Origin of the sequence: Rhodococcus erythropolis NBRC 15567 (assembly GCF_001552595.1) — a bacterium.
Taxonomy (GTDB): domain Bacteria; phylum Actinomycetota; class Actinomycetes; order Mycobacteriales; family Mycobacteriaceae; genus Rhodococcus_F; species Rhodococcus_F erythropolis.
On record NZ_BCRM01000044.1, the window covers coordinates 16504 to 29685 of the forward strand.

The 13182-nt window shown below is 63.4% G+C and carries 13 protein-coding genes and 1 riboswitch; all 13 genes read right to left on the bottom strand.

The annotated features are described in order from the left end of the window. Positions 1–6 precede the first annotated feature (6 nt). A complete protein-coding gene (locus RE4_RS29835; protein ID WP_238077171.1) occupies positions 7–504 on the bottom strand; it encodes a nucleoside deaminase in 498 nt (165 codons plus the stop codon). A gap of 28 nt (positions 505–532) precedes the next feature. Then, positions 533–1675 carry an LLM class flavin-dependent oxidoreductase gene (locus tag RE4_RS29840; RefSeq protein WP_060939865.1) on the bottom strand — a complete coding sequence of 381 codons (1143 nt, stop codon included), beginning with the start codon at positions 1673–1675 and terminating at the stop codon, positions 533–535. Next, complete coding sequence (locus RE4_RS29845) at positions 1672–2496, bottom strand: DUF1684 domain-containing protein (RefSeq protein WP_060939866.1); 825 nt, start codon at positions 2494–2496, stop codon at positions 1672–1674. The genes RE4_RS29840 and RE4_RS29845 overlap by 4 nt, the downstream gene beginning before the upstream one ends. Beyond that, a complete protein-coding gene (locus RE4_RS29850) occupies positions 2493–3863 on the bottom strand; it encodes an NtaA/DmoA family FMN-dependent monooxygenase (protein WP_060939867.1) in 1371 nt (456 codons plus the stop codon). Before RE4_RS29850 ends, RE4_RS29845 begins: the two co-directional genes overlap by 4 nt. Positions 3864–3887: 24 nt before the next feature. Further along, positions 3888–5006, bottom strand: coding sequence for an LLM class flavin-dependent oxidoreductase (locus tag RE4_RS29855; RefSeq protein WP_060939868.1), 1119 nt, complete (start codon positions 5004–5006; stop codon positions 3888–3890). Continuing rightward, complete coding sequence (locus RE4_RS29860; RefSeq protein ID WP_029254771.1) at positions 4993–6615, bottom strand: dipeptide ABC transporter ATP-binding protein; 1623 nt, start codon at positions 6613–6615, stop codon at positions 4993–4995. Before RE4_RS29860 ends, RE4_RS29855 begins: the two co-directional genes overlap by 14 nt. Next, on the bottom strand, positions 6612–7502 hold the full coding sequence (locus RE4_RS29865) for an ABC transporter permease (RefSeq protein ID WP_019749500.1): 891 nt from the start codon (positions 7500–7502) through the stop codon (positions 6612–6614). The genes RE4_RS29860 and RE4_RS29865 overlap by 4 nt, the downstream gene beginning before the upstream one ends. Further along, entirely contained in the window at positions 7495–8493 is a 999-nt protein-coding gene (locus RE4_RS29870) for an ABC transporter permease (protein ID WP_003944382.1), read from the bottom strand. Before RE4_RS29870 ends, RE4_RS29865 begins: the two co-directional genes overlap by 8 nt. Before the next feature lie 2 nt (positions 8494–8495). Continuing rightward, a complete protein-coding gene (locus RE4_RS29875) occupies positions 8496–10133 on the bottom strand; it encodes an ABC transporter substrate-binding protein (RefSeq protein WP_060939869.1) in 1638 nt (545 codons plus the stop codon). Positions 10134–10270: 137 nt separating this feature from the next. Beyond that, positions 10271–10375, bottom strand: coding sequence for a putative leader peptide (locus RE4_RS31935; protein ID WP_019749498.1), 105 nt, complete (start codon positions 10373–10375; stop codon positions 10271–10273). Then, positions 10369–10463, bottom strand: a riboswitch (SAM riboswitch). (Overlaps the previous gene by 7 nt.) Positions 10464–10480: 17 nt before the next feature. Continuing rightward, positions 10481–11071, bottom strand: a complete 591-nt coding sequence (locus RE4_RS29880; protein WP_019749497.1) for a GNAT family N-acetyltransferase — start codon at positions 11069–11071, stop codon at positions 10481–10483. An 8-nt stretch (positions 11072–11079) separates the two neighbouring features. Then, entirely contained in the window at positions 11080–12189 is a 1110-nt protein-coding gene (locus tag RE4_RS29885) for an FAD-dependent oxidoreductase (RefSeq protein ID WP_019749496.1), read from the bottom strand. A 10-nt stretch (positions 12190–12199) separates the two neighbouring features. Continuing rightward, positions 12200–13171 carry an ABC transporter substrate-binding protein gene (locus RE4_RS29890; protein ID WP_020968834.1) on the bottom strand — a complete coding sequence of 324 codons (972 nt, stop codon included), beginning with the start codon at positions 13169–13171 and terminating at the stop codon, positions 12200–12202. Positions 13172–13182 lie beyond the last annotated feature (11 nt).

The following is a 13182-nucleotide window of genomic DNA, read 5'->3' on the forward strand; positions in this document are numbered from 1 at the left end:
ATGGCGTCAGGTGAGACTGCGCGCCCAGTCCCGCATCCCGGCGGGGCCAGTGCCGGTGGCGTATTCAGCGAACAGATTTCGCGCTTCGTCACGGCGGATGCCGCCGAGGACTTCACGCGGCTTACGGAAAAACGGAAGTTCCACAGGCGGCGCCCACAGCTGTACGAGTTCCGCCGCACCGTCGTTCGGGGATTCGAGAGCGAACCACACCCGGGTCACACCGAGCGTGATCGCGGCACCCATACACATGAGACATGGTTCGAGATTGACCGCCAATGTCAATTCACCGGACGCTCGAGTGAATCCGAGAGCCTCGTCGGCCTGCAAGAGCGCTTGAAGGTCCGCATGGACTACCCGTCGGCCGAGTGCCCGTTCTTGCGTATACGCCCGCCCGAGCACACGGTCGTCGTCGAACACGACTGCCCCGATCGGCATCTCCCCGAGTTCCATGCCCTCACGCGCTACGTCAAGAGCAAGCGAAAGCGCATCTCGGGGCGAAAACATCACTCGACACTAATGGACCAAGGCAAGCTCATGCCGCCAGTAGTGCGGGTAGTCCCCATTCCTTGGCAAGCAGCTCGTACGAGCGCAGGCGATCCTCGTGTCGATGGGTCACCCCGGTGATCACCAATTCGTCCGCTCCGGTGAGCTTCTGCAAACTGTCGAGCCTGTCGGCGACGGTGGTGGGTGAACCGACGAACTGCGTGATCAGCCGATCCTCCACTACTGCTTTGTCGGCATCGGAAAGTGGGAGCGCTGTGGCCGGATCGGGGTACGGGATGGCGCCGTGCCCGCTGCGAATGCTGTGCGTCCAGTGCCCGAACGTAGACGCCAACTCTCTCGCCGTCGCATCGTCCTCGGCGGCAACAACATCCGCGGAGACGACGACATACGGCTCCGACAGAACTGCCGACGGTCGGAATGCTGCTCGGTATGCCTCGACGGCATCGAGCGTACTCGAGGGCGCCACATGGTAATTCGCGCCGAACGGCAATCCGAGTCGTCCGGCGAGTTCGGCACTGGGGCCTGCGCTGCTTCCGAACACCCACAATTCGACGTCGGCGTCCTCGCCGGGACTGGCGTGCAAGTCGATGCCGTCGCGGGTGCGGTGGGTGCCGTTCAGGAGCGAGAGTATGTCGTCGACCTGCTGCTCGAAATCCGGCGCCTGCGCGCCCGGAAACGCCAATGCCTCGAACGACGCCTGCAATCTCGGTGACGTGAGAAGACCGGTTGGATCGAAGGGCGCCGGGATCACGACGCCGTCGCGTACGACGGTCTCCCGCTTCGATTCTGCCGGGGCAGGCGTTCCGGCAGCGACGGCACGAAGTGCCTCCACCCGACGCTGCCCGCTGCGCCCGATACCGAGATCGATACGACCCGGATACAACGCTTCGACGGTACCGAAGGCCTCGACCACTTGAGCTGCCGTGTTGTTGCCCAGCAGCACTGCGGCCGAGCCGACGCGAATGGTGTTGGTCGCGGCCGCAATCAGTCCGACCAGAACGGCCGGTGACGAGCTGGCTACGCCGACGAAGTGGTGTTCGGCGACCCAGTACCTCTTGTATCCCCACGCTTCGGCAGAACGAGCGAGGTCCAGCGAGTTCCGCAAGGCCTGGCGGGCCGTTTCACCCTCACTGATCGGAGAGAGGTCGAGTACGGACAGCGGCGCGCTCACCTCGGTGCGCTTCCGTGGCGGTTATTCGGGGTCTTCTCGCCGGCTTCCACCGCGAACGGCAAACGATTCTCGGCGGGGGCGACGGGGCACGTCGCGTAATCGGTGAAGGCGCAGGGCAGGTTCGACGCCCGATTGAAATCGAGGACTACCGCGCCACCGGGCTCCGGTGCACTAACGTGCAGCGAGCGTGCGGCCGGGTACGTGGACACACCACTGGTCGCGTCGGTGAACAGGATGTGAAAGCCGTTGTCCTTGCCCGCGAACGCAATCAGAGTCCGGGTTTCTCCGTCGTGTTCGAAGCTGATGGTTCCGCGGGCGTCGTGATGATGCTCGAGGCGCTCGACGACCGCACCCGTCGTCACCGTGCGAGCCTCCTCGAAAGCTGTGAAGACACCCTCGATGCGCCACTGCGGGTTCGGCTCGAAGGTCGGGATACCACTGAACTGCGCCAATGCCGGGGCCGACGAATCGTGGATCCGCAGAGCCACCTCGCCGGTGCGGCGGATGACCTCGACCAACCGCGCGCCCTGCTTGACGATCAGTCCCGGCGCCCCCTCGATCGGATTCAGAGTGACTGAACCGTCCACTGCGACGCCGTCGATCGAGAGGTCGTCGGCCGGCGTCGCGGTGACGACAGCGGCATTCGCGTCGGCGCGCCACGCACCGGGCAGGTCCGCGAAGGTGGAATCGGTGTCAACCAGCCAATGCAACGCAGTCAGGCTCAGCCAGCCGAGTGGTTCACTGAAGGCGGCGTCGCGCGAGGCATGCCAAGCATTCCACTCGCCGGTGAAGGTGCTGGTGGAAGTGTCGGTAACGGTCATGATGCGCGGACTCCTTCAGCCTGCTCGTACGGGTGGCGCAGCCCGAGATGGCTGCGCAGGGTGGTTCCTGAGTATTCGGTCCGGAAACTGCCGCGGTCCTGTAGTTCTGGTACGACGGTGTCGATGAACTCGTCGAGGCCCGCGGGGGTGATGTGAGGAACCAGGATGAATCCGTCGCTCGCGTCGCCCTGGACGTAGGTGTCGATCTCGGCAGCCACTTCCGCTGCACTACCCACGAACTGTTGGCGGGCAGTCACTTCGATGATGAGTTCACGGATGCTGAGGTTTTCGGCCTCGGCCTTGGCGCGCCACTGATCTGCGACCGCTCGCGGATCCTTGACGTGGCGGACGCGTCCGCGGGTGATGTTGACGTCGTCCGACGGATCTTCCTTCGGCAACGGGCCGTCGGCGTCGTACTGGGAAAGGTCTCTGCCCCAGACTTGTTCGAGAAAAGCGATGGCAGTCTGGGGTCCGACCTGCTGCCGCCGGATGTGATACGCCTTCTCCTGTGCGTCCGCGGCGTTGTCACCGAGCACGAAGGTGGCGGCGGGGAGAATCTTGAGGTCTGCGTGCGTGCGTCCGTACTTGGCCAAGCGTCCCTTCACGTCGGCGTAGAACGTCTTGCCTGCTTCGAGCGTTCCGTGCCCGGTGAAGATGGCGTCTGCCTTGGCGGCGCCGAACTCGCGTCCTTCGTCGGAGTCACCTGCCTGCAGCAGGACTGGGTGTCCTTGGGGACTCCGAGGTACTTCGAAGCGTCCGGTGATGTCGAACTGCTTACCGGAGTGTTGGAACTGACCGACCTGCTGGTCGGTGGCAAAAACGCCGCGCTCACGGTCGACGATCGGACGATCGATGCTCCAACTGTCCCACAGCGTCCGTACTGCGTCGACCAACTCGTTTGCGCGTGCGTACCGCTCGGAATGCTCCAGATACCCACCGCGGCGAAAGTTCTCACCGGTAAAGGCATCCGAAGAGGTGACCAGATTCCACGCGGCGCGGCCGTCGGAGAGATGATCGAGCGTCGAGAACTGCTTGGCCAACTCGTACGGCTCGTTGAACGTGGTGTTGATCGTCCCGGCCAGGCCGAGATGCGTTGTCACACCGGCAACCGCGTTGAGAATACTGAACGTATCCGGGCGACCGACCACGTCGAGGTCGTGAATCTTGCCCTGATGCTCGCGCAGGCGCAAACCCTCTGCGAGGAAGAAGAAGTCGAACAATCCGCGTTCGGCACTGCGGGCGAGATGCTCGAACGAGCTGAACTCGATCTGGCTCTTTGACGCCGGATCGGTCCACACCGTGGTGTTGTTCACGCCGGGGAAGTGAGCACCCAGGTGAACTTGCTTGCGAATCCTGTTCTGTGTCATCGGTGTTCCTGTTCTTTTCTCGCGCTACGCGAACTGATTGACTGGCAACTCGAAACCCAACCGCTCGCGCAGCGTCGGGCCGGTAGTCGGTCGCGGATTGAGAGTCGGCACCACGTCCGCCGCGATCTTCTCCACTGCGGCAGCCAAAGCCAAGGGACGCAGGACAACACCGTCGACCCCGGCCAGCCCACCGATCTCGCGAAGGAGGACAGTCAGGCCGGCGCTGTCACCGCGATAGAACAGCGAGTGCGGGGCGTACGGCGCTCCCGCCCATTCCTCGAGTTCCGCCAGAGCGTCGTCGGCGGCTCCGCGATCAGCGCCGAGAAGCACGTCGACGTCGAGGAGAACCCTGACGCTGCGCCCGAGGGCAGCGGCATTCGCGTGGACCAACTTGGCCGTGGCGTTGGCCTCGCCGAGGTCGGTTGCCGAGATCCGAATCAGATCTCCGCGCGCAACAGCGAGCTCGCGTGCCTCCGGCCTGCTCGCGTCGACGGCGATCAGCGGCTGCCCCTGCGGGGAGCGCGGCGTGATGGACGGCCCTTTGACGGAAAAGTTCTTTCCCTCGAAGTCGATGTAGTGCAGCTTGTCTCGATCGATGAATCGTCCGCTCGCAGCGTCCCGTATCTCGGCGGCGTCCTCCCAGCTGTCCCACAGCCGACTGACCACCTCGACAGCCTCGGACGCTTCCTCCCACGCGGACTCGGGGCCCTGCACTGCCTTTCGGCCGAACAACGACGCCTGCTCAGCGGTGTCGGACACCGCGACCTGCCAGCCGGCCCGCCCCGCTGAGGAGTAGTCGATACTCGCGACGGCCTTGGAGATGTGGAACGGCTCGGTGTGCGTGACTGTCGCAGTGGGGATCAGGCCGATACGCAAGGTCACAGCACTCAGCCGCGCCGCAGTTGCAACCGCCTCCAATCTGCCCCGCACTGCGTGCTGGCCCTCGGATTGCAGTCCGAACGAGTCAGGGAGGAACGCCAGATCCACCCCGCCCCGATCCGCGGCGGTCACCAGGTCCACCCAGTACGAGGGCGTGAACAGATCTTCGGCGCGCGAATCCTCGCGTCGCCAGGAGTACGGATGAGCTCCGGTTCCCTCGAATTCGAGGCCGACCAGGAATGCTCCGGAACTACGCTCGGACATGTTCGGCCTTTCGTGTCGAATGATCCCGCCCGGGGATCGCGTCGAGAAGTGTGCGTGTGTACTCGTTTCGGGGATTGTCGAAAATCTCGGTGGTAGTACCGATTTCGAGCAATCGCCCGGCCTGCATGACGCCGACGACGTCGCTGATCTGGCGAACAACCGCAAGATCGTGGGAGATGAAGAGATAGGTCAGGCCCAGTTCGCGCTGCAACTCGTCGAGTAGCGCCAGAATCTGCGCTTGCACCGAGACGTCGAGAGCTGACACAGGTTCGTCGAGAACGAGCAGGTCCGGCTTCAACGCAAGCGCACGAGCGATCGCCACCCGTTGACGCTGGCCGCCCGAGAGTTCGGCCGGTTTGCGGCTCAGGAACTGCTCGGGAAGTGCAACCTGATCGAGCAACTCTGCTGCACGACTCTGCTGCTGGCTGCGTCCACCAACCTTGAAGGCCCGCAGCGGCTCCGCAACGATGTCCTGGACGGACAATTTCGGGTCGAGTGATGCATAGGGGTTCTGGTACACGAGCTGGATCTTTCGGCGCAGCTCGCGCAGATCGCTGCCCTTGACCTTCGTGATGTCGTGTCCGTCGAAGGAGATGGTGCCGGCGTCCGCCTGCTCCAACCGCACGGCGATGCGCGCCGTGGTCGACTTGCCGGAGCCCGACTCCCCCACCAACGACACCGTCTGACCACGCGGAACGGTCAGCGATACCTCGTTCACCGCGGTGATCGAACTCCCGCGTCCGACGTTGAAACGCTTGGTGATTCCGGTCAACGTCAGCAGCGGGCTCGTATCCTGACGGACCGGCCGATCGACCGGTCCCGAGGACAGGCTCGGAGCCGAGTCGAGCAGCTTCTTCGTGTACTCGTGTCGCGGGTTGTCCAGAATATCTGCGGTGCGGCCGGATTCGACGATCCTGCCGCCCTGCATCACCAGGATCCGGTCCGCGCGGTCTGCGGCCACTCCCAGGTCGTGCGTGATCAGGAGCACGGCGGCACCGGATTCGGCGATTCGCTCGTCCAGGTGGTCGAGGATGCGTCGTTGAACCGTGACGTCCAGAGCACTGGTCGGCTCGTCGGCGATGATGAGGGCGGGGTTCGCGACGAGCGCGATACCGATCAGAACGCGTTGCCGCATACCGCCGGAGAGCTCGTGCGGGTACTGGCGTGCTCGGATTTCCGGCCGGTCGATACCCGCGCGCTCGAGCACCTCGACGGCGTCCAACCGGGCTTTGCGACGGTCTGCGAGGCCGTGGATCCGGAGGACTTCTGCAACCTGGTCGCCGATCCGCGTCACCGGGTTGAGCGAGGTCGTCGGATCCTGCGGCACCAAACCGATACGCGCGCCGCGGATTCGCTGCCACGCACGGTCGGAATACGAGTCGATCTGTTCACCCTCGAACTCGACGGTCCCGCCGGTGACGTGACCACTGCCGGCGAGCAGACCCAATATCGCGTGTGCCGTGGTCGACTTACCGGAACCCGATTCCCCGACCACCGCAACTACTTCGCCCCGACCGACGGTGAAGCTCACGCCGGATACCGCGGGCTCGGCGCCGTAGGCGATCTGTAAGTCGGTGACGGAAAGCAACTGTTCCTCGGTCGTGCTCATCGCCGGTTGTTCCTTTCGATCTCGTGGCCGATACGGTGTGCCGAGATGACCACGGCGACAATCGCGAGACCGGGAAGTGTTGTCATCCACCAGGCATTGGCGAGGAAATTGCGTCCCTCGGATACCAGCGATCCCCATTCCGGGGTAGGCGGAACGGCGCCGAATCCCAAGAAGCTCAGAGCCGACACCGCCAGTACTGCCTGCCCGAACTCGACAGCGGACAGCGCGACCACCGGCGCGTAGGAGTTGGGAAGCACGTGCCGACGCAGGACACCGAGCCACTGCACACCTGAACTGAACGCAGCCTCGACGTACTGAGCTCCGCGCACCCGCATCACTTCGGCACGCATCACTCGCGCGAAATTGGCGACCATACTGACGCCGACCGCGATGGCGACGTTGATGGTGCCGAAGCCGAGTGCGGTGACAAGGGCCAACGAGAGCAGCAGTGCCGGAATGGACAGCAGCACGTCGACGATGCGCATCAGCACGGCGTCGACGACGCCACCGACAAAGCCCGCGAGCAAACCGATTATCGATCCCGCCACCAATGCGATTCCGACCGCCACCAGGGTTGCGGTCAGGGACAGCGCGGCGCCGTGCACGAACCGTGTGTACAGGTCACGTCCGAGATTGTCGGTTCCGAACCAGTGAGCCAGGCTCGGGCCCTGCAGTTTGTCCGCCGGGACACCGGACAACGGATCGCCGCTGGCAAAGAATCCGGGTGCGACGGCAAAGCCGATGGCAAGCAACACGATCAACACCGGAATCACCAAGCCGGGCTTTCGGATCCAGCCGATGGCCGTGGACTCTCGGCGCGAAACAACAGGTGCCTTCGCCTCGACGCTCGGATCGAGGAGTAGGGGTTCGATCAATGTGTCAGACATGAGCCGGCTCCAGATCGGTCGAGCTTTCGGTATTCGACTTTTCGGTGTGACTCTTCTTCGTCTGGATGATCCGTGGATCTATCAAGGGGTAGAAGAGGTCGACCGCGAGGTTGACGAGCACGAACACGAGAGAGGCGAACACAACGACTCCCTGCACCACCGGGATGTCCTGCGCCATCACCGACGTCTGTGTCAGACGGCCGACGCCCGCGCGAGAGAACACCGTTTCCACAACCACCGAGCCCGCCAGCAGCGTGCCGACCAGCACACCGGCAATGGTGAATGCCGGAATGCTCGCCAGTCGCAACGCGTGACGGGTCTGCACGCGCCAACGGCTTGCGCCCTTGGCGTACGCAGTCTCCACGTGCGGCGAACGTAGCGTCGACTGCAGGCTGGTCGTGAGCACCTGCGCGATCACCGCGCCGGTCGGGATCGCCAAGGTGATCGCCGGAAGAATCACCGTTGCGAATCCCTTGTCTCCGAATGCCGGGAAGATGTGCAGACGGAACGAGAAGAGTTGCAGAAGAATCAGGCCCACCCAGAAAGTAGGCACTGCCACACCCAGCGGCGGCAGAGAGAACAACAGGTTCGCGAGCCACCGCTTGCGGGTGTAGGTAGCGAAGAACGCGATCGCCACTCCGAACAACACGGCCAGAACCAAGGCGGTGGTTGCCAGCACCAGAGTGCTGGGCAGCGCCGAGAAGATGGCATCCGTCACCGACTGACCGGTGGAGATCGATGTACCGAAATCGCCGCGAAGAGCATTCGTCAGCGACGTCCAGTACTGCACCCACACCGACTGGTCCAAGCCGTACCGCGCCCGAAGCTGATCGAGCGCGGCCTGATCCACTGCAACACCCTGACCGGACGAGTCGGCAGCCATGCTGACGGGGTCACTCGGCAGGAGGAACAGAATCACGAACGAGATGGTGAAGGCGGCCCACAGGACCACTGCGGCCTGACCCAGTCGGGTGAGTACGTATCGAGTCATGATTACTTACCCGACAACCATGCGTCGTAGAACTGCAGGCGTGAAGAGGCTTCGAAGTTCAGGTCCTGCACACTCGATCCGGCGCCGATGGCCTGTGAGAGCTCGATGGTCGGGATGGAGAGTCCACGGTCGAGGATCAATTCCTGTGCAGTGGATACCAGTTCGCCGCGTTGGCCGTTGTCCGTGGCTGCAAGCCGGTCTGTGAGTACCTTGTCGAGCTCCGGATCTGCGCCGCGACGGTTCAGGTTGCGGCCCTCGGTGCTGAACGATGCCCGCAGGATGTCGGCGTCCGCGCGAGTGCTGTTGTAATACAGCGAATCGTAATCACCCGATACTCCCTTCTCGGTCCATTCACCGTTCGAGACCAGGTTGAGCTGCAAGTCGACGCCGACCTTCTTGAGCTGCTGCTGTACGAGCTCGAGGATGGCCTGGTTACCCGAGAACACCGGACTGAAGGTGACGCTGAAAGTGAGCTTCTGCCCGTCCTTCTCGCGGATACCGTCGCTGCCGGCCTTCCAACCAGCCGCGTCGAGAAGCTTCGCCGACTTGTCGGCGTCGTACGTCACGACACTCGATTCGTCGCTGTAGAGCGGAGTGGTGTGAGCCAACGGGCTCGTGGCCGGGAAGAACGACGGATCCAGAACGGTGTCGACGAGTTCTTGGCGGTTGATCGCGGGAATGATGGCCTGGCGAACAGCCTGATCGGCGAGAACGCCGCGACTGACGTTGGGCTGGAAGAAGAAGCTCACACCCGGGTTCGGCCTTGTGAGGATTCGTCCGCCTGCGCCCTCGATCTGCGGCGCATCCTGCGGAAGCGCATCGCTGACCGCATCGAGCTGGCCGGAGGCCACGCTGCCTGCCCGCACACCGGATTCGGGGACCACGGTGAAGTCGACGCCGTCGAGGTAGGCCTCACCCTGATGCGCGACCGCGTCCGACGCCCAGTTGTATCCCGCACGCTTGGCGATCTTGACGCTCTTGTCCTGCTGCCAGTCGGTGTACACGAACGGTCCGGAGGCGATCACCGCGGCACCCGGGCAGCGCTGCTCGGATGCCAGCGCGGTGGTGGAATCGGCGAGGATTCCGAGCTGTGGCGTCGAAGTTGCCTGCAGGAACTGAACATTGGGTCCGGAGAAATTGATCTTCGCCGTGTGAGCATCTACGACGTCGGTACCCGTGTACGAGGACAGGTAACTCTTCGCCAACGACGCGTTCGGTCCGAGATTCTTGACCGAGTCGAAGGTCTTCTTCACCGAATCCGCCGTCACCGGTGTGCCGTCACTGAAGGTGGCGTCGTCGCGAAGGACGAACGTGAAGCTAGCGGCGTCGGGGCTGATCTCCCAACTCTTGGCGAGCCACGGGGTGATCTCTCCGGTGTCGGGATTTTGATCGGTCAGCGAATCCACGACGGTCCGAGTGACATACACGGTCTGGTTACTGCCGGCCTGGGCCGGATCGGCGCACGTCGGCGCCTGCGACAGACCGTAGCGAAGGGTTCCGCCGGACTGGGCGGGGCCTGCGTCGGCAGCACTGTCACTCCCGCTGCTGCAGCCGGCGAGGACGGTGCCGAGAACCGAGACAGCACCGATACCGGCGATTACGGTCGCGCGTTTGCGGGCACCGAATGAGGGCGAAGACACCAAGAACTCCTAAAGAGGCATGCCGAAGAGCGCACCCGTCGCCTGAGACGAGAAAGGCGATCGAGCACGAATCACTTGTGAGAGAAGAGAAAACAGACTTGTCGACGACTCGCCTGAGTGTGAATGACTGACCGAGGTCAGTTGGTACAGAAAGATCCCGCGGTGCGGCACAGGTCTACGTGACGACGCGACCAGGCGGTATCGAAACCGCCTTCGACTGCCTTCATTTCGTGTTCCTCCATCGGTCCTGGCGGTAGCACCCGCACCCGATCACTCGGGGGGTTGCTGCGACTTCAATGAGCCAGGTCTCTCGGTCGCTCTGGATGGTCGTTCGCAAGTGTACGAGGTTAAACCCGGGTGTTGTCAACCCGGTCGGTAGGAATTGCTGCTCGAGTCACATTTTCGAGGACCCGAAGTTGTTTCTCGAACGGGTGGATGCCCACCTCTTCGGGCGAGAGTGACGCGTCGTAAAGCGGTGTGTATCCACTGGACAGATACAGCGCGACGGCCTCGGGTTGCCGAGGACCCGTCGTGAGAAACACCCGGTTGTATCCACGAAGTTCGATCTCTCGTTCCAACTCGCGAACGACGGCCTTGCCGAGGCCGCGCTTCCGATAGTCGACCGATGTCCAGATTCTCTTCAGTTCGGCAGTGGTGGAATCGAATTGACGAAACGCACCACCGGCGATCGGCAGACCGTCGTGGGTGAGCACCAGAAGCGCACCCTGAGGGTAGGCAAATTCTTCTGCCGGATACGTCGTGAGATCCTCGAGCATCGCTTCGCGAGTCCCGCCGTAACGCGAACTGTATTCGAGTGCCAACTCCGCGATCAGCGGAGCTGCCAAGGGATCGTCCTGCGATACCGAATAGACCTCTACCGCTCCGACACCCTCGAGCTGCCGAGTTCCGAGCTCCAGTGCCACAACACTTTCCTCCATGAATCTGGTCAACGCTCCCCCAGCCTGAAAACTTCCGGAGCGAGGGTGGTTCCGTCGACGAGGTCCGCCACAAGTTCACCCAAGGCCGGACCGAACTTGAACCCATGCCCCGAGAACCCCGCCGCCACCGTGACGGCTCCGACTCGGTCGATGACGAAGTTACTGTCCGGCGTGCTCGTGTACAGGCAGGTGAGCGACTCGACACGGGTGGAATCGACACCGGGCAACCACGACTCGGCGTACTCCACCAATCGCTGCTCTCCGTCGACACCAGGGGTGTAGTCACGGGTCTGCGGAGTCACCACCGGCCCGGTCGCGTGTTCGCCGATCTTGATCCCGTCCTCGGAACCGAGCCCGTAGATCCCCGCGGTCTCCAATTCTGCGCCGGTGTGGTGAACGAAACTCGGCCACTCGACTCCGGGATCGAGCGGTGCGAAGTGTGCTGGTTGTTCCTGTGTCGTGCGCAGTGTCGGCAGTACGATCTCGGAGCCGAGACCGCTGTCTGCGATCAGATCCGCAGTCCACGCACCGGCCGCGATCACTACCTGACGAGCTGCGAGCGTTCCACTGTCCGTCACCACGTCCACGCCGTAGGACGCCCGCGCGAGTGCCAACACCCGAACATCGTGACGGATCTCGGCACCGGCGAACACCGCTCCCGCCTTCAGAGCGGTCACGGCGCGGTCCGCGTGCAACCGGCCTGCATCGGGATGATGGAGCACCGTGGTGTCGAATCGCAGCCCCGGCCAACGGGCGGACGCCTCGGCAGGGGTGAGGATCTCACCCTTGATGCCCGCCTCGAGAAGTATCTTCGCCTTGGACTGCACGGCCTGCGGCAGGCCGTGATCAACGGCACCGGTGAGTTCCAGGAACCCGATGTCCGTCGTGGTCTCCAACTCCCGCCACAGCGGCAGCGCGTCGGCCGCCAACCCGGTGTACAGGTGATTGTCGTACGCCTGCCGGTAGATGCGCGAAGTACCGTGCGACGCACCGTGCTTGTGCCCCGGCCCGAACTGTTCCAGCTGAACGACGCTACGTCCGCGCGCCGCGAGCCGCCAGGCGGCGGAGGACCCGACGAGTCCTCCGCCGATGACGATCGCATCGAGAATCTCACTCATGGACGAGAGCTCACTTGGTCTTCGGAAGGCCGGGCGGGTTGATCAGGGACGTGTCGACGGCTTCACTCGTGATGTTCCAGCGCTCGAGGATCTGCTGGTACGTGCCGTTCTCGATCGTGTGGTTGATCGCGTCGTTGATTGCCTTGATCAGGCCATTGTCCTTCTTCACCAGAACCGCGATCTGACCCTGCAGCGTGTCGCCTGCACCGGAGAACTCACCGACGACTTCGGTTTCACCCGACTGCTTGGCATGGAACTGCGACGACGGGTTCGGTCCGAAGTAGGCGTCGATCCGGCCGGACTGCAGCGGCAGGTAGTAGTCGGTGGTGTTCTGGTAATAGGAGATGTCGGTGGGCGCCAAGCCGGCCGCGACGTTCTGCTCACTCCATTTGACCAGCAGCGCTTCCTGATTGGTGCCCGAGGAGACGGCGATCTTCTTACCCGCGACGTCCTTGGGCTCCTTGATGGAGATCCCGGCTCCCTTCTTGGCTTCGAAGGCGAGGGTGTCGAGTCGGTAGGTGGCGAAGTCGTACTTCTCCTTACGCTCTTCCGTCACAGTCACATTGGACAGGAATGCATCAGCCTCGCCGGAATCGACGCGAACGAAGTTCTGTGCCCAGTCTGCGGTCTGCAGGTCGACCTTCAAACCGAGAACGTCACCGATCAAGTAGGCGAAGTCGGTCTCGGAACCGATGAGAGTGGTGTCGTCGTCGGCGTAGAAGCGGAGCGGCGGAGCGGAACCGGCACTACCGGTGACGCGCAGCGTGCCACGATCGCGGATGTCCTGAGGTAGCTCGGCGGCGATGGAATCCACCTTGTCGGTGGTAATGCGGTTCTGATCGGCCGTGAGGTTGTAGCCCGCAGCAGCGGTGACCTGGGCGCCGTCGGACTCCGCGTCCGCGCTGCTGCATGCAGCGCTGAGCAGTCCGACTGTGGCAAGAGCCGAGATCAGAAAAGTCGCGCGACGGGATGGGGAGAACATCAATTTTTCCT

Bases quoted from the DNA above. Each gene is read 5' to 3' on its own strand.
- RE4_RS29835 (WP_238077171.1), bottom strand. From the start codon at position 504: ATGTTTTCGCCCCGAGATGCGCTTTCGCTTGCTCTTGACGTAGCGCGT.
- RE4_RS29845 (WP_060939866.1), bottom strand. From the start codon at position 2,496: ATGACCGTTACCGACACTTCCACCAGCACCTTCACCGGCGAGTGGAAT.
- RE4_RS29850 (WP_060939867.1), bottom strand. From the start codon at position 3,863: ATGACACAGAACAGGATTCGCAAGCAAGTTCACCTGGGTGCTCACTTC.
- RE4_RS29855 (WP_060939868.1), bottom strand. From the start codon at position 5,006: ATGTCCGAGCGTAGTTCCGGAGCATTCCTGGTCGGCCTCGAATTCGAG.
- RE4_RS29860 (WP_029254771.1), bottom strand. From the start codon at position 6,615: ATGAGCACGACCGAGGAACAGTTGCTTTCCGTCACCGACTTACAGATC.
- RE4_RS29865 (WP_019749500.1), bottom strand. From the start codon at position 7,502: ATGTCTGACACATTGATCGAACCCCTACTCCTCGATCCGAGCGTCGAG.
- RE4_RS29870 (WP_003944382.1), bottom strand. From the start codon at position 8,493: ATGACTCGATACGTACTCACCCGACTGGGTCAGGCCGCAGTGGTCCTG.
- RE4_RS31935 (WP_019749498.1), bottom strand. From the start codon at position 10,375: ATGGAGGAACACGAAATGAAGGCAGTCGAAGGCGGTTTCGATACCGCC.
- RE4_RS29880 (WP_019749497.1), bottom strand. From the start codon at position 11,071: ATGGAGGAAAGTGTTGTGGCACTGGAGCTCGGAACTCGGCAGCTCGAG.
- RE4_RS29885 (WP_019749496.1), bottom strand. From the start codon at position 12,189: ATGAGTGAGATTCTCGATGCGATCGTCATCGGCGGAGGACTCGTCGGG.
- RE4_RS29890 (WP_020968834.1), bottom strand. From the start codon at position 13,171: ATGTTCTCCCCATCCCGTCGCGCGACTTTTCTGATCTCGGCTCTTGCC.